Source organism: Novosphingobium sp. ERN07, assembly GCF_012641335.1.
In the GTDB taxonomy this organism is placed as follows: Bacteria; Pseudomonadota; Alphaproteobacteria; order Sphingomonadales; family Sphingomonadaceae; genus Novosphingobium.
On record NZ_JABAID010000012.1, the window covers coordinates 50,099 to 64,306 of the forward strand.

The 14,208-nt window shown below is 62.0% G+C and carries 18 protein-coding genes; 4 read left to right on the top strand and 14 right to left on the bottom strand.

Features of this window, described 5'->3' with window-relative positions; all coding sequences use genetic code 11:
* Position 1: 1 nt before the first annotated feature.
* From HGI47_RS15300 to HGI47_RS15315, 4 genes are all read right to left on the bottom strand, one after another.
* A complete protein-coding gene (locus HGI47_RS15300) occupies positions 2-1,588 on the bottom strand; it encodes an FAD-binding protein (protein WP_168853637.1) in 1,587 nt (528 codons plus the stop codon).
* Between the two features lie 189 nt (positions 1,589-1,777).
* Positions 1,778-2,275: a DUF3237 domain-containing protein gene (locus tag HGI47_RS15305; protein WP_084279875.1), complete on the bottom strand. Its 498-nt coding sequence runs from the start codon at positions 2,273-2,275 to the stop codon at positions 1,778-1,780.
* Between the two features lie 144 nt (positions 2,276-2,419).
* Positions 2,420-4,609: a PQQ-dependent dehydrogenase, methanol/ethanol family gene (locus tag HGI47_RS15310; RefSeq protein ID WP_168853638.1), complete on the bottom strand. Its 2,190-nt coding sequence runs from the start codon at positions 4,607-4,609 to the stop codon at positions 2,420-2,422.
* The gene (locus tag HGI47_RS15315) at positions 4,609-5,487 is read right to left on the bottom strand and encodes a hypothetical protein (RefSeq protein WP_240950218.1); all 879 of its coding nucleotides are present in this window, start codon (positions 5,485-5,487) and stop codon (positions 4,609-4,611) included. Before HGI47_RS15315 ends, HGI47_RS15310 begins: the two co-directional genes overlap by 1 nt.
* A 70-nt stretch (positions 5,488-5,557) precedes the next feature.
* On the opposite strand from HGI47_RS15315, the gene HGI47_RS15320 reads away from it, so the two are divergent.
* From HGI47_RS15320 to HGI47_RS15330, 3 genes are read left to right on the top strand one after another with little or no spacing between them, the layout of a single operon-like run.
* On the top strand, positions 5,558-5,947 hold the full coding sequence (locus HGI47_RS15320) for a nuclear transport factor 2 family protein (RefSeq protein WP_168853639.1): 390 nt from the start codon (positions 5,558-5,560) through the stop codon (positions 5,945-5,947).
* Between the two features lie 13 nt (positions 5,948-5,960).
* Positions 5,961-6,413 (top strand): nuclear transport factor 2 family protein, encoded by a 453-nt coding sequence (locus HGI47_RS15325; protein ID WP_168853640.1) that lies wholly within the window; start codon positions 5,961-5,963, stop codon positions 6,411-6,413.
* A gap of 3 nt (positions 6,414-6,416) precedes the next feature.
* Complete coding sequence (locus HGI47_RS15330; protein WP_168853641.1) at positions 6,417-7,160, top strand: SDR family oxidoreductase; 744 nt, start codon at positions 6,417-6,419, stop codon at positions 7,158-7,160.
* Here the strand turns inward: HGI47_RS15330 and HGI47_RS15335 are convergent, their stop codons facing one another.
* From HGI47_RS15335 to HGI47_RS15375, 9 genes are all read right to left on the bottom strand, one after another.
* The gene (locus HGI47_RS15335; protein WP_168853642.1) at positions 7,161-7,370 is read right to left on the bottom strand and encodes a hypothetical protein; all 210 of its coding nucleotides are present in this window, start codon (positions 7,368-7,370) and stop codon (positions 7,161-7,163) included.
* Between the two features lie 9 nt (positions 7,371-7,379).
* On the bottom strand, positions 7,380-7,739 hold the full coding sequence (locus HGI47_RS15340; RefSeq protein ID WP_168853643.1) for a hypothetical protein: 360 nt from the start codon (positions 7,737-7,739) through the stop codon (positions 7,380-7,382).
* A gap of 84 nt (positions 7,740-7,823) precedes the next feature.
* Positions 7,824-8,264: an SRPBCC family protein gene (locus HGI47_RS15345; RefSeq protein ID WP_168853644.1), complete on the bottom strand. Its 441-nt coding sequence runs from the start codon at positions 8,262-8,264 to the stop codon at positions 7,824-7,826.
* Positions 8,265-8,283: 19 nt separating this feature from the next.
* The gene (locus tag HGI47_RS15350) at positions 8,284-8,940 is read right to left on the bottom strand and encodes a glutathione S-transferase family protein (RefSeq protein WP_206066226.1); all 657 of its coding nucleotides are present in this window, start codon (positions 8,938-8,940) and stop codon (positions 8,284-8,286) included.
* Positions 8,940-9,434 carry a VOC family protein gene (locus HGI47_RS15355; protein WP_168853646.1) on the bottom strand — a complete coding sequence of 165 codons (495 nt, stop codon included), beginning with the start codon at positions 9,432-9,434 and terminating at the stop codon, positions 8,940-8,942. The genes HGI47_RS15350 and HGI47_RS15355 overlap by 1 nt, the downstream gene beginning before the upstream one ends.
* Positions 9,431-10,228 carry a VOC family protein gene (locus HGI47_RS15360; RefSeq protein ID WP_370521747.1) on the bottom strand — a complete coding sequence of 266 codons (798 nt, stop codon included), beginning with the start codon at positions 10,226-10,228 and terminating at the stop codon, positions 9,431-9,433. The genes HGI47_RS15355 and HGI47_RS15360 overlap by 4 nt, the downstream gene beginning before the upstream one ends.
* The gene (locus HGI47_RS15365) at positions 10,225-10,590 is read right to left on the bottom strand and encodes a DUF1428 domain-containing protein (RefSeq protein ID WP_168853647.1); all 366 of its coding nucleotides are present in this window, start codon (positions 10,588-10,590) and stop codon (positions 10,225-10,227) included. The genes HGI47_RS15360 and HGI47_RS15365 overlap by 4 nt, the downstream gene beginning before the upstream one ends.
* A gap of 6 nt (positions 10,591-10,596) precedes the next feature.
* The gene (locus HGI47_RS15370) at positions 10,597-11,235 is read right to left on the bottom strand and encodes a TetR/AcrR family transcriptional regulator (RefSeq protein ID WP_370521748.1); all 639 of its coding nucleotides are present in this window, start codon (positions 11,233-11,235) and stop codon (positions 10,597-10,599) included.
* A gap of 88 nt (positions 11,236-11,323) precedes the next feature.
* Positions 11,324-11,971: a glutathione S-transferase family protein gene (locus HGI47_RS15375; RefSeq protein WP_168853649.1), complete on the bottom strand. Its 648-nt coding sequence runs from the start codon at positions 11,969-11,971 to the stop codon at positions 11,324-11,326.
* A gap of 79 nt (positions 11,972-12,050) precedes the next feature.
* On the opposite strand from HGI47_RS15375, the gene cobS reads away from it, so the two are divergent.
* Complete coding sequence (cobS, locus tag HGI47_RS15380; protein WP_168853650.1) at positions 12,051-13,031, top strand: cobaltochelatase subunit CobS; 981 nt, start codon at positions 12,051-12,053, stop codon at positions 13,029-13,031.
* A gap of 59 nt (positions 13,032-13,090) precedes the next feature.
* On the opposite strand, the gene HGI47_RS15385 is transcribed toward cobS, so the two are convergent.
* Positions 13,091-14,206, bottom strand: a complete 1,116-nt coding sequence (locus HGI47_RS15385) for a zinc-binding dehydrogenase (protein WP_168853651.1) — start codon at positions 14,204-14,206, stop codon at positions 13,091-13,093.
* Positions 14,207-14,208 lie beyond the last annotated feature (2 nt).

Here is a 14,208-nt window from a genome sequence, read left to right on the forward strand (position 1 = left end):
ATCAGTTGCCCCCCTTGTAGGCAGAGCCGCGCTTGTCGGCATAGGCCGCAGGCCACACGCCCTGCTTGCCCGGCGCGATGATCCCGTTGGGATCGAGCGCGGACTTCACCTTTTCGTCGAAGCGGCGCAGCGCGTGGTTGTTGAAATCGAAGGTTTCCATCACCGGGTCCATCCAGCCCAGATGGGTGCGATATTCCGCATAACCCGCCTTGGCCGTCTCGACGATCAGCGCATCGAACAGCTTGCGCATCTTCACGACTTCCTCAGCGTTGTCGCGGTCATACATCAGCATATTGACGTTGTTGGCAAAGCGCCCGCCGATGGTGAAGCTGGCATAGAAATCGACGTCGAAATCCGCGATGATCTTGCGGCTGCGCGCCATCTGATCCAGCACGTGCTTGCCCGTGGCGGGCACCACCGGCGAAAAGCCCATGTGCGCCCCGCGCCCGCCGATCCAGTCGGACATCTGCAATGGCACGGCAGACGGCACGCCCATCGTCGTTTCATACTGCCCGATGGGATCGCCCTGCCGCCACCAGTGCTCTGCAGGTGCGGCATCGAGATGGCGCTTCATCGCCGCCTTCACCACTTCGGCCCGCGCCTTGACCACCGGTTCCTCACCATAAAGACGTAGTGCGACCTGCCAGTAGCCGAGCTTGTGCTCTTCCAGCAGTTCTTCGACGCGCCATTCGGGAATGGCCGATGGCTTGTCCCAGAAGTCCTTGCGCTGGCCTTTCAGCACCATCTTGCCCAGCCACGACGGGATGAACACGTTCTGATCGATCAGGCCGGATATCTTGAGCGGCGTGATCGTGTCGATCACCCAGCCGATATCCTCAACCTTCGGGATATCCCACACGATTTCCAGCGAGGTTTCCGGCGCAGGCTGCAGCCACACGCCTGCCTTGGTCACCACGCCAAGGTTCGATTGCGAGAACGCCAAATCCCACGTCGGGCCATAGCTCATCGGGAAGAGGTGCCACGCCGGGTTGTTGTTCATCGCGCCCATGCCGGTGCGCACCAGATCGCCATCGGGCAGCACCGCCTCGATCCCGCAAAGGTTGCGCGCGTGAAGGCCATAGGGCGTGTAGCCGATGCCGTGTTCCAGCGCATTGCCCAGCACCGAACCCCAGGCGTTGCCGGGGACCGAAAGCCACAGCGGGGCCTTTTCGCGCTGAATCTGGTCGTAAAGATCAAAGAAGCCCACGCCCGGTTCGACCACGCAGTACGCCAGCTTGTGATCGAGTTCGAGCACCTTGTTCATCCGGCCGAGGTCCATGACCACGGTGCCTTCCATGCGCGGCGCGGCAGTGCCATAACCCAGGTTCTTGCCACGCGCGACGGGCCAGAGCGGCACCTTATGCTCGTTCGCCAGCCGCACAATAGCGCGCACTTCGTCCACGCTGGCGGGCGCGACGGCGGCAGACGCAGGCCACTCCTCGGTGCTGCCGGGGGCGTATGTATCTGCATAGGCATCGCGATCAGCGTCGGTGTCCATGGCCCATTCCTTGCCCACGACACCGGCAAATGCGGTCATCGCAGACTGGAACTGCTTGGGGCTGACGCGAGGGGGCAGGTGAAGCTTCACCGGACGGATTCTCCCATGTGTTTTTCTAACAATTGTTATTGTTATGCGGTGTGATGAGTTTTTCGTCAAGCACTCTCCCCCTCCTCTTCAGAGGAGGGGGCTGGGGGGTGGTGCTTGCAACCTTGAACAGCGCGCGAACCACACCACCCCCTACCCCCTCCTCTGAAGAGGAGGGGGCTAGAATACCGATCACGTCAGCGCGTAATACTTCACGTAGTTGCCATCAGGCTTGCGCTCGCCCACGCCGATGAAGACGTGGCGGGTCAGCCAGTCATGCTTGCCCTTGCTCGTCTCGAACGTGGGCTGCGCGCGCAGGTAGTATTCGGCGTGAGGCACCGGTTCGCCCCCGGCAAAGGCCCAGGCGCGCAGCCGGTCCATCGTGCCCGGTTCACGCCCCCACAGAAAGCCCTTGTTCTGCATGTAGATCAGTGTGCCGTCATCGACTTCCAGCACATAGCGCGCATCGAAGACGGCGGTGTCGTCCGGCCGGAAGAAGGCATAGTCCCCGCCCGAATTGGGCACGGCCTTTCCTTTCAGACGCGGGCCTTCAAACTCGCCCTCGTCCACATAGACCGCGCTGCGCATTCCGCCCGATGGCAGATCGGGCACCATCTGCACGCGGGTGAAGCGCAGGCGGCAGGCGAAGGCAAATTCGAGGCGGGGATTGTCGAGCGTGGAGAAGTCCATTCAGCGGTTCCTTATCTGCCACCCTCCCCTCGTCATCCCGGGCTTGACCCGGGAACCCGCTTTCTTTTGCGACATCAGCAGAAGGAAGCTGGACCCCGGGTCAAGCCCGGGGTGACGAGGGTGTTTGGGGTGTGGCGCAAAGCATCAATAGTTCGACAGGATCGTCAGGCTCGGCCCGTCCAACGGCTTTCCGACCTTCTGCTTTTCCAGCTCATCCTTCCGCGTCTGTCCTTGCAGATCGATCAGGTAGGCGTGGATCGCATCGGCATCGTCCATTGAAAGGATATCGTTCCAGCGCGGCATGCCGTTCTGCACCAGCAAGCCCTCCATCACGATCTCGCGGAACATCTCGTGGCTGGCGGGCTGCATCCGGCGTAAGTCCGGTGTGATCGAACGGGGCTGGTTCGCGTGGCAAATCGCGCAATTGCCGAAGAACAGCCCCTGCCCGCGCGCGATGGTTGCCGCCGTGACACCCGGCGCTTGCGCAGGCGGTGCCGGTGCCACTTCCAGCGCGGGGCGCATGTCAGGCTTTGGTACTGCGCCACCGCCGATCTTGAACACCAGCAAGCGGTTGGTGTTGTAGCGGTTATAGGCCGCCGAATAGCGGGGCACGAAAGGATAGCCTCCACCGCCCCACCCGGCCATGACCGCGATGTATTGCACGCCGCCCACCTCATAGGTCATCGGCGCAGCCATGATCGCGCTGCCGGTGTCGATCTCCTTGATCAGCCTGCCAGTCTTCGTCTCCCGCACGAAGAGCTTGCCGGTAACTCCACCATATATGGTCAGCCCGCTGGCGGTGGTCAGCACTCCGCCCCGGTCCTGCCATCCAGCGGTATCGGCGGCCCAGACCGTCTTGCCCGTAAGCGGATCGATAGCACGGATCTGCGCGCTCGCCGGGTTCTTCAGCGCCTCCGCATAAGCGGGCGTCTTGCGCACCGCTTCACCGAATGCGGGCGGGAAGCCAGCCAGCGCGGCTTCCACGTCGGGCGTGAAGATCAGCGCGGCATCGTTGTTCAAGGCCCGCGCCTTGTGTGGCTTCTGCCCCTCGGTCATGAAGATCAGGTTCCCCATGTCCAGCACCGCGCCGACATAGAGGCCCGTGGCCGGATCATAACTGGCGGGATGCCAGTTGCGCGCGCCGGTGGTGGCGGGGAACACGATCTTGGGACCGGTGGTATAGTCCGCCGCTTCTGGATCGAGGATCGGGCGGCCCGTCTTGGGATCAATGCCCTTGGTCCAATTGGTACGCACGATGGGATTGGCGCGCAGCAGCTTTCCGTCGCGCCGGTCAAGGATGTAGAGGAAACCGTTCTTGGGCGCGTGCAGCACCACCGGGCGATCTTCGCCATCCACTTTCATGCGGGTGAAGATCATCGGCTGCGTGGCGGTGAAATCCCAGTTGTCGCCGGGGGTTTCCTGATAGTGCCATTTCATCCGCCCGGTCTTGGGGTCAAGCGCGACAAGGCTGGCAAGATAGAGGTTGTCACCGCCTGCGGGTGATCGCTTCGACGTGGCATATGGCCCGCCGTTGCCCGTGCCGACAATCACCAGCCCGGTTTCAGGATCGAAGGAAATCGCATCCCACGGACTGCCGCCGCCGCCGATATCCCACCGACTGTTCGGGTCCCACGTTTTCAGCGCGGCTTCCAGTTGTGGCGTTTCCTGCGGCCCCAGCTTGGGATCATGCGGCACCACGTGCCAGCGCCAGCGCAGCTTTCCGGTTTCCAGATCGAGCGCGGTCACATAGCCTCGCACATCGTATTCCGCGCCGCTCATGCCCACGACCACCACATCGCCCGCAATTTCCGGTGCGCCGGTGGAATTGTCGCCGCGCTTGCGATCTTCGATGAAATCGGTCTTCCACACCACCGCGCCGGTCTTGGCGTCCAGCGCGTACATCCAGCCATCGAGCGCGGCGACGAAGACCTTGCCCCGCGCCACCGCAACACCGCGATTGACCATATCGCAACAGACCGTGCGGTTGACCTGCATGTCCACTTCGGGTTCGAACCGCCAGAGTTCCTTGCCCGTCGCCGCATCGAAAGCATAGGCGCGGCCCGTGGTGCCGGACGTGTAAAGCACGCCGTCCATCACCACCGACGTTGCTTCCTGCCCGCGCAAGGTGCCAAGATCGGCCTCCCACGCAAGGCCAAGCTGGCCGACGTTTTCGGCGTTGATTGCGGTCAGGCGGGAGTGGTGCGTCTTGCCGATATCGCCGCCGGGGCTGGTCCATTCGGAACCCGCGCTCACTTGCGGTGGCGAAGCACCGATAGCGCAGGCGGCGAGCACCAGCGCTCCTGCTGCCAATATCCCCTTTTTGACAAAGCGCATCACAGCGAATCCCAAGGGCTTGGCATCCGGTAAGGCACCGTGATGAAATTCGCCTCGATCTGTTCGATCATGCCGTGATCGATCTTGAACAGTTCCGAGATATAGAAGCTGTGCGGGCGCAGCACCGGGCTTTTCACCGTGCGTCCATCGGTAAGCTGAAATTCGCGCAAGCAGCCCGAATGGTCGATGAAGCCGAAGGCCAGCACCAGCCCGCGCTCTTCATCGACCAGCGGAAAGCGGCGAGCGCGCAGATCGTCGTCATAGCGGTAGTTGCCCATGCGGAACTGCTCTTCGCAGCCCAGCGCGGATACCGGCACGATCTTGGCAAAGTCCGGGTTGCGCGTGGTCTGGACGCCGTTTTCCACGCGGTTGCAATCGGGGTGAAACTTGGTGTGGATCGTCCCGTCGTTGCGCTGGAGCGTGTCGAAATAGCCGTTGGACAGTCGCACCATCTCTTCGCGGGCAACCGGCGCTTCCGGTTCGCGGTGCAGGATCGGCTTGTCCCAGTATCGGCAGTTCTCGAACTTGATCCCGCTGTCAGACTGGCGGACGATCAGCATTTCGCATTCGGCAATCTGGCCTGCTTCGTTCAGTCCAAGGCGCAGCGTGAAGGCGGATTCCTCAATGGGTTCGATCACCGTGCCGAAGTAGCCTACTTGGCGCGTGCGCGTATCGGCAAAGCGCAACTGGTAATCGCCCAGCCGATCGATCGTGCCCCAAACGCCATCACCGATTTCCAGCATGACGTTGTTCTCGCTGTGATTCGCACCTTGCGCCCAATCGAGCGAATGCGGATCGCGGGCGTTCAGCGCGGCCAGAAAGCGGTCCAGAACGGCATAAAGCTCGGCGCGGGTCATCACTTCTCCCAAACTTGTCATTGAGGCTTTGACGGCCTTCTCATCGCAAGGCATACTCTACCAAATGTTATAAATAAAGGGGAGAGAACGCATGGCGCGGACCGCGCAGGAACAGGCCAATCACGATCTGGTGCTGGAGATGAATCGCAACGTCCTGATCGCGATGGATAGCAGCGCGGTGGACCGGTACATCGCGCCCGGTTACGTCCAGCATTCCTCCTTGGCCGAACCTTCTGTAGCAGCTTTGAAGGGCTTTCTGGATCGCGTGCGCGCGGAATCGCCCGATGCCACGCAGACCATCCACCGCAGCTTCGTCGATGGCGATCACGTGATTACCCATACGCAAGTAGTGCGCTGGCCGGGCGATGCTGGCCTCGCCGTGGTCGACATCTTCCGCGTGGAAGACGGCCTGATTGTAGAACACTGGGACGTGATTCAGGACGTGCCGGAAAACCCGGTAAACCCCAACAGCATGTTTTGAAGGGAGAGAAACGATGCGCCTTTTCACCACCGCAATCGCCTTCGCGCTGACCGCCAGCGCAGCGCAGGCCGAGGAATGCAAGCTGACGCCGAAAGAGGTCGTCAGCCAGTTCATGGACGAGTTCTACATGCAGAAGAAGGTGCGCTCCTCCTTCGAAAAGTGGGTCGATCCCGGCTATATCCAGCACAACCCCTTTGCAGCCACCGGGCGCGATGCGGCGATTGCCTTTCTCGAACCGTTCGTGGCGAACAACCCTACGCAGAAAACCAAGATCCACCGGATCATCGCTGACGGCAACCTCGTCGCCGTGCATAGCCACGGGTGGAACGAAACGGGTGATGCGGCGGCCAAGCGCGGGTTTGCCGTGGTCGATATCTTCCGTGTGGAAGGGTGTAAGGTGATGGAGCACTGGGACGTGCTGTCTCCGGTGCCGGAAGCTTCGGCCAACACCAACACGATGTTCTGACCGGTGAAGCGGTTCGACAACACGTGCGTGGCGATCCTTGGCGGCACCGCCGGGATCGGCCTCGCCGCCGCGCGCATGTTCGCAGCTGAAGGGGCTAAGCTGGCGATCACCGGGCGTAATACCGACGCTCTGCGCGAGATTGCGGAGGAACTGGACGCCATCTGCATCCGCTCTGACATCGGAATCCTGAACGACACAGAGAACGCCCTGAACGACACCAAGGAGGCTTTAGGCGGCATCGATGTGCTGTTCGTGAACGCTGGCGTGGGCGGTTTTGCGATGGTGCCCGACGTCACGCCGGAGTTCTGGGACAATATCCACACGGTCAACTTGCGCGGTGCGTTCTTCGCCATCCAGAAGGCCCTGCCGATGATGCGCGATGGCGGATCGATCATCATCACCGGCTCCATCGGATCGATGGCGGCCGTGCCCGGCAATGTCGCCTATGCCGCCGCGAAGGCCGGTTTGCGGGCGATGGCGCGCATCGTGGGCAAGGAACTTCTGCCCCGCCGCATCCGCGTCAACATGGTCAGCCCCGGCCCGACCGACACCGAAATTTTCAAGCGCGATGCCAGCGACGCGGAAATTCAGGGGATGCGCGACATGCTCTCATCCGTCGTCCCCATCGGGCGCATGGGCACGAGCGAGGAAGTGGCGCGCGCGGTTCTGTTCCTCGCCAGCGAGGAAGCCAGTTTTATCAATGGAATAGACTTGTGCGTCGATGGCGGCTGCATCGAACTGGGGTAATTACGGCTGCGGCCCTGTCTGCGCGGCGCCGGCCAGCGTGCTGCCGCTCTTGTCGGGCAGGGTCCAGATGATCAGGTTCATCAGCATGACGCCCGCCAGCGTCAGCATCAACACAGGACGCTTGCGCTCTCCCCGCCGGAACAGGAACGCCGCGCCTGCAACAAGGGCGATGGCGGCGAGCATCAGCAGGGAGAGCGCAGTATCGAGCATCAGGGGCCGTTAGCTGCCGAAAATGCCCTTGGCCATACCGGCAAGGTCGTTCAGCGGATTGCCATCGCCGTCCTTGTCGAGAAAAGCCGTGACCTTGCTCAACGCACCCGGGTTCTGGCCGAGCATCGACGCAAAGTTGCCCAGTGAGCCTTCTCCGCCGATGTGGCCGACAATTTCCTGCAGCTTCGAGGCATCAAGGCCCGTGTTTGCCGCTGCCGTTTCAATCGTGTCGCCCTTTGACTGATGGCCGGCCGCCAGTGCCGCAATGGCGTTTTCAGCCATGTCGGGATCGATACCGACCTTGGCCGCGAGGTTCTTCACATCGACGTTTCCGGCCACCTGGCCAAGGATCGAATCAAACAGGCTCATTGCAGTTCCCTCCAAAGCGGAAGGCTGCAGCTTAGCGGCGACCTGTGCGTTTGCCAGCAAGGGATGGGGCCAAACCGGTCCGCTTCAGGCCTGCTCGCACAGCGCCTGCAACTGGTCGGCGCAGGCGTTCCAGCCTGCCTCGAAACCCATTTCGGCGTGGTTGTTCATCGCCTCTTCGGTCCAGTGCCGGGCGCTGGCAGTGTAGCGGGTGCCCTCACCTTCGGGCGCGATTTCCCAGATGCCGATCATGAAGGGGCCGGAAGGCTGAAAATCAGCCGTCACGGCATCGGTCGTGACAAAGCGCCGCCCTTCTTCCCAGGCCAGAAAAATGCCTTCCTGTGGCATTTCCTCGCCATCAGGACCGTGCATCACCATCGCGCTACGGCCGCCCGGGCGGCGATCCTGTTCGATCATGGTGATCCACCACGGTTTGGGGCACCACCATTCCTCCTGCCGATTGGCAAGGACGTCCCACACCTTTTCAGGCGAGGCGGCGATGTAGCGGGTGATCGAAAGCTCGTTCATCTTCAAAAATCCTGTCGGCTCAATCGCGATCGGGCGCGCCAAGCGGGAAGTAGTGGCGGAAGCGGCGTGCATCTTCGACACAGCGCGCAACAGGCGGCATGGCCAGAAGCTGCGCGCGCCATCCGCGCAACCGTGGGCAATCTTCGGGAATGGGCGTGACCCAATCGGCATAGAACAACGCCGGTGCCGCAGCGCATTCGATCAGGCTAACACTATCGGGCATGGCATAGGTGGCCAGCCAGCCTTCGATCCAGCGATAGGCCCGCGTTACCCTTTCATCCACCCGCGCCTGCGTTTCCGGCGAGACGGAGCCGGTGCTGATCGCTTCGTCCACACACTCCTGCATTGCGTTCATCACGTAGTTGTCAAACACGCGGTCGATCATGCGCGTGCGGATCGCCGCGTCAGGATCGGCAGGTATCAGCGGCGCTGCGCCGGGGTGGTGCAGCGCAAGATGCTCTATGATCGGGCTGGTTTCGAACACCTCGCGGCTACCATCCACCAACAACGGAAACTTGCCCATCGGGCTGACCTGCTGGACGCGGGCATAGGCCGTTGCCTGATCCGGGTTTTCCCCATCAAGGCTGTGGAACGTGAAATGCGTGCCGTTGGCATAGAGCGCTATCAGCACTTTCCACGTGTAGGACGAGAAGGGGTGACCATAAAGCTCGAGCATCACCCTTCCCCTCGCATCGCGGCTTCAATGGCAGCATGATCAATCTTGCGCATCGTCATCATCGCCGCAAAAACGCGTGCGCGCACGTCAGGATCGCGATCGGCCATGCCGGTCGTCAGCACGCGCGGCGTGATCTGCCAGTTCACGCCCCACTTGTCCTTGCACCAGCCACACGCGCTTTCCGCCCCGCCATTGCCGACGATGGCATCCCAGTAGCGGTCGGTTTCTTCTTGCGTATCGGTCGCCACCTGAAACGAGAACGCCTCGGTATGGGGGAACTGCGGGCCGCCGTTCAGCCCGATGCACGGCGCACCCAGCACGGTGAATTGAACCGTCAGCACCGTCCCCGCAGCGCCGCCGGGAAAGTCACCCGGCGCGCGGTGGATGGCATCAAGGCTGCTGTCGGGAAACGTCGCGGCATAGAAGCGCGCCGCCTCTTCGGCATCGCCATTGTACCAGAGGCACAAGGTCAGCGGGGGGACTGTCGCGGTCATGCGTCTTCTCCCTTGGGGCCGACAACGCCGAAGACGGCTCCATCAGGATCGGTGGCGACGATGATCCAGTCACCGCCAGGCACCTCGTGCGGTCCCATCATGACGGTGCCGCCCGCCGCCTCGATCGCAGATTTTGCCGCAAACGTGGACGGAACCCCGAAATAGACCAGCCATGACGGTGGCCTTGCCTTATCCATCTGGGGCATGATCGCGCCGAGTACATGCCCATCGAAATCGATGAAGTCGTAGTTGCCCATTTCGCCCATCGGCATGGAACTGTTGAATTCAAAGCCGAAATGCCGAGCATAAAAGGCCTTCGCTCCTTCTGCATCGCTGGTGGGCAGCTCGTTCCAGCGCACGTGCTGCACGCCGTCGGCTTTGAATGCATCGCTCTTTGCATCGGGACGGTCCGCAGGTGGGCGCGGCTGCATCAGGTAGAACGGCGCCCCTTGCGGATCGGTGACCATAGCAAAGCTGCCCTCGGCAATATCCGTCCGGGGCATCAGCACTTTGCCGCCATCGGCCTGCAAAGCCCCCAAACCGGCATCGATATCGGCAACCGCAAAATAGGGCACCCAGACCGGGCGGGCACCGCCTGCCCGCATCTGGTCCGTCAATTGCAACGCACCTCCGGTCGTGCCGCCATCGCTGCGCAGGATCATGCGATAATCCATCGGCGATTGCGGATCGGATTTGGAAAGGCGCCAGCCGATGACCTTGCCGTAGAAATCGGAGGCCACCGCGAGATTGCCGGTCATCAGTTCATACCAGCAGAATGGAACGGGGCGGCTCACCGGTCCGCTCCCAGAGAAAGGAACGTGTTGAAACCGCCCACGATCATGCGAGTGCCATCGAACGGCATCTCCATCGGCTTGGCCATTTCAGACATCAGTTTTTCCATCGCAGCATGAGCCGCATCGCGGCGCGCCTTGTCCGGCCATTCGGCCCAGCTGAACACGATGACCTCGTCGGCGGTTGCCTCGGTAGCGCGATAGAAATCGGTGCGCTTGCCGTGCTTCACATCGTCACCCCAGGCTTCGACCACGCGCAGCGCGCCATGCTCGATCATGATCGCGTCAAACTGGCGGGCGACTTCCTCGTACTTCTCACGGTTGGCGGTAGGGACCGCCAGAACGAACCCATCGATATAGGACATGACAACTTACTCCTCTCTGGCTTCCCTCCCGAACAACATCGCGAAATAGCGCCGCAAGTGCACAAGCTGCTCGCGTGCAACAGTGGCTGCGCTCTCCTCTGGTTGTGTCTTGGCCAGCACGAATGCACCCTGAATCACGGCCTGAACATGCCGCGCCAGACTTGCCCCTGTCGTGCCCGAAACGCCGCATCGTGCCACGGCTGCGTCAAGATCCGCCTCAAGCGCGCGGGCATTGCCCATGATGCTTGCTTCGGCGGCCACGCGGATGGCGGCGCTGGATCGGAATGCCTCCTGAACCAGTGTGCCGGCAACGCAACTGAAGGCTTCGGGCGGCCCACCGATGAGGGCAATGCGCAGATCGAGATAGCCCAGAACGCGGTCCACCGGATCGGGCAAGGCATGGAACGGCGCTTCAGCAAAGAAGGCGGCAGTGCTGACCGACCAATAGTCTGCCGCCGCCACGCCCAGCGCTTCTTTCGAGGCGAAGTGGTGGAAGAACGCGCCCTTGGTCACCCCTGCTTCGGCGCAAAGTTGATCGACCGAAGTCGCCGCAAAACCGTTTGAACGAATCAGCTTTACCGCCGCTTCCAGCAGTTTCTCCCGCGCGGTCACCGCCGGGGGGCGAAAGGAGCGATTCGGGATCACTTGAATATGCATACCGACCAGTTGGTATGCTGCAAGGGCGGAGCGATGGATCGAGGCGGCGCATGGGTGTGCCGCCTCTCACCTCACGCTACATCGCCATGATCCGCTGCGCGATCGGCGCTTCCTTTTCGGCCACAGCGGCCCACGCCGGACGCGCCGCCACGCGGTGATACCACGCCGCCGTTTTCGGGCGTGCCTGCGCATCGACCCCGTGGCTGACATAGGCCAGCGTGCGAAACATCGAGGCAACGGCGATATCGCCAATGCTGATGCTTTCGCCCAGCAGCCAGCCTTCATCGGGAACCACGCTTTCGAACCAGTCGATCCAGCGGGGCAGTTCAGCTTCGCCCTGCAAGGCAATGGCTTCGTCCCCGCCGACCTTGAGAAGTTTTGGGCCGACAAGGCGGTTGAACAGGATTTTCAGCCCGGTTGCTCCCAGCACCGTATCGGCAAATTCATCCCAGAACACGGCCTTGCCGCGCAGCTTCGGATCATCGGGGATCAGCTTGGGTTCGGGGTACTGCCCATCCAGATAGAAGGCGATGGCCGTCGAATCGGCGAGCGTGAAGCCTTGGTCATTGATCGCCGGAATCTTGCCAAGTGGGCTGACGCCGAGAAATTCGGGATCGCTGCTTCCGGGTCCGCCGCGTGCCAATTCCCAGGAAATTCCCTTTTCCGTAGCGATCACCGCCACCTTGCGGACGAACGGCGAAAGCAGCGCACCGTAGAGCTTCATCGAAAATCTCCCACTCCATTGGACAGGTTCTTGGAAACCTTATTGCAGCGCCGCGCCCGCGCGTATAGGCGGGGCGGTGATGAGCGAACTTCCGAACAGCCACGCGACGACGCTGCTCGCCGCGCCCGACACGCAAATCGATGTCCGTGAGACTTTCGGCATCGATATCGACATGAAAGTCCCCGCGTTCAGCCGCGCAGACGAGCGCGTGCCCGACGTGGACCCGACCTATGTGTTCGATCCCGACACCACGCTGGCGATTCTTGCAGGCTTTGCCTACAACCGCCGCGTGATGGTGCAGGGCTATCACGGCACTGGCAAATCGACGCACATCGAACAGGTTGCGGCACGGCTCAACTGGCCCTGCATCCGCATCAACCTCGATGCGCACATCAGCCGCATCGATCTGGTCGGCCGCGATGCCATCGTTTTGCGCGATGGCTTACAGGTGACCGAATTCCGTGAAGGCCTGCTGCCGTGGGCGCTGCAGACGCCGACCGCGCTGGTGTTCGACGAATACGATGCGGGCCGACCGGACGTGATGTTCGTGATCCAGCGCGTGCTGGAAACCGAAGGCAAGCTGACGCTGCTCGACCAGAACCGCGTGATCCGCCCGAACCCGCACTTCCGCCTGTTCGCAACGGCCAACACCGTGGGTCTGGGTGATACCAGCGGGCTGTATCACGGCACGCAGGCGATCAACCAGGGCCAGATGGACCGCTGGAACCTCGTCGTCGCGCTGAACTATCTGGCGCAGGAAACCGAGGTCGAGATCGTCACCAAGAAGGTGCCGGATCTGAACCCGCAGACCGTAGCCGACATGGTGCGCGTGGCCAACCTCACGCGGCAGGGCTTCATCAACGGCGATATCTCCACCGTGATGAGCCCGCGCACGGTCATTTCGTGGGCGCAGAACAGCCAGATCTTCAACGATGTGGGCTTCGCCTTCCGCCTTTCGTTCCTGAACAAATGCGACGAGACGGAGCGCGTGCTGGTGGCGGAATACTACCAGCGGGTGTTCGGCAAGGACTTGCCCGAAAGCGTCGCGCACCGGGGGTAAGCCCCTCAGGCGCTGAAATTGAAAAGGCCCCCGCAATTGCGAGGGCCTTTTTCGTTGGATCACCCGTTCGGTGTGATCAGATACTTCTCGCACGTGCGCCGTGCATTGTAATCCAGCGCTGCATCGCGGGTCAGCGCCTGCTCCAGCGTTACGCGCGCCTTATAGTTGCTGGCAAAGGTGGTCGTCAGTTCGGCCATCACCCGGCGGCGCATCTTGTCGACCACTTCGGCCCCCAGCTTGCCCATCCACGGTGCGAGCAGCCAGCCCGACACATCCCAGCTGAAGCCGAAGTTGCGCGTCAGCACCGTGGGCGAAAGATCGAGCGCGCCATAGATGAAAGCATGTTTGGGACTGTTGGAGCCATACCGGCTACAGGCTGCGCCCGAATTGGCCACCTGCTCCATCACCGTCATGATCTGACTGACGAGTTTGCCGCCGCCGATGGCATCGAACGCCATCGTCGCTTTGGTGGCCGCGACGGCAGCGGTCAGGTCCTGAAGGAACGTCTCCTTCGAACTATCGACGACATGTTCCGCGCCCAGCCCTTTGAGGATCGCCAATTGCGCATCATTGCGCACCACGTTGACCAAAGGGATGCCATCAGCCTGACAGATCTTTACCAGCATCTGCCCAAGGTTCGATGCTGCGGCGGTATGCACCAGCGCGCTGTGCCCCAAGTGACGCATGGTCTCGGTAAAGCTGAGCGCGGTCAGCGGATTGACGAATGCCGAAGCCCCCTGCTCTGCCGTTATGCCGTCAGCCAGTTCCAGGCACATCGCGGCATCGGCCACCGCCAGCGTCGCATACATGCCGCCGGGAAAGCAGGTCACACGCTTGCCCAGCAAGGCCTGTGCTTCCGGCGCATCCCCCGCCGCGATGACCGTGCCCGCCCCTTCGTTGCCCACCGGCATCGCTGCGCCGTGCCGCGCAGCCATTGCGCGGACAGCAGGTTCCGGCATCCGCGCGACGATCTTGCCGTCAGAGAAATCGCCGCTCTCAACATCGGCAGGCCCGAACAACAGGCCGAGGTCCGACGGGTTGATCGGCGTCGCTTCCACCCGGATCACCACTTGCCGTCCTTCGGGTGGCGGCAAAGTGAAATTCTCAAGGCTGACAGTAAGCGTTCCATCCGAATCAAGTTTGGAAACAATGCGCTGGCCGCTCAGGTCGGTCATTT

Bases quoted from the DNA above. Each gene is read 5' to 3' on its own strand.
- HGI47_RS15305 (WP_084279875.1), bottom strand. From the start codon at position 2,275: ATGGACTTCTCCACGCTCGACAATCCCCGCCTCGAATTTGCCTTCGCC.
- HGI47_RS15310 (WP_168853638.1), bottom strand. From the start codon at position 4,609: ATGCGCTTTGTCAAAAAGGGGATATTGGCAGCAGGAGCGCTGGTGCTC.
- HGI47_RS15315 (WP_240950218.1), bottom strand. From the start codon at position 5,487: ATGACAAGTTTGGGAGAAGTGATGACCCGCGCCGAGCTTTATGCCGTT.
- HGI47_RS15320 (WP_168853639.1), top strand. From the start codon at position 5,558: ATGGCGCGGACCGCGCAGGAACAGGCCAATCACGATCTGGTGCTGGAG.
- HGI47_RS15325 (WP_168853640.1), top strand. From the start codon at position 5,961: ATGCGCCTTTTCACCACCGCAATCGCCTTCGCGCTGACCGCCAGCGCA.
- HGI47_RS15335 (WP_168853642.1), bottom strand. From the start codon at position 7,370: ATGCTCGATACTGCGCTCTCCCTGCTGATGCTCGCCGCCATCGCCCTT.
- HGI47_RS15340 (WP_168853643.1), bottom strand. From the start codon at position 7,739: ATGAGCCTGTTTGATTCGATCCTTGGCCAGGTGGCCGGAAACGTCGAT.
- HGI47_RS15345 (WP_168853644.1), bottom strand. From the start codon at position 8,264: ATGAACGAGCTTTCGATCACCCGCTACATCGCCGCCTCGCCTGAAAAG.
- HGI47_RS15350 (WP_206066226.1), bottom strand. From the start codon at position 8,940: ATGCTCGAGCTTTATGGTCACCCCTTCTCGTCCTACACGTGGAAAGTG.
- HGI47_RS15355 (WP_168853646.1), bottom strand. From the start codon at position 9,434: ATGACCGCGACAGTCCCCCCGCTGACCTTGTGCCTCTGGTACAATGGC.
- HGI47_RS15365 (WP_168853647.1), bottom strand. From the start codon at position 10,590: ATGTCCTATATCGATGGGTTCGTTCTGGCGGTCCCTACCGCCAACCGT.
- HGI47_RS15375 (WP_168853649.1), bottom strand. From the start codon at position 11,971: ATGAAGCTCTACGGTGCGCTGCTTTCGCCGTTCGTCCGCAAGGTGGCG.
- cobS (WP_168853650.1), top strand. From the start codon at position 12,051: ATGAGCGAACTTCCGAACAGCCACGCGACGACGCTGCTCGCCGCGCCC.
- HGI47_RS15385 (WP_168853651.1), bottom strand. From the start codon at position 14,206: ATGACCGACCTGAGCGGCCAGCGCATTGTTTCCAAACTTGATTCGGAT.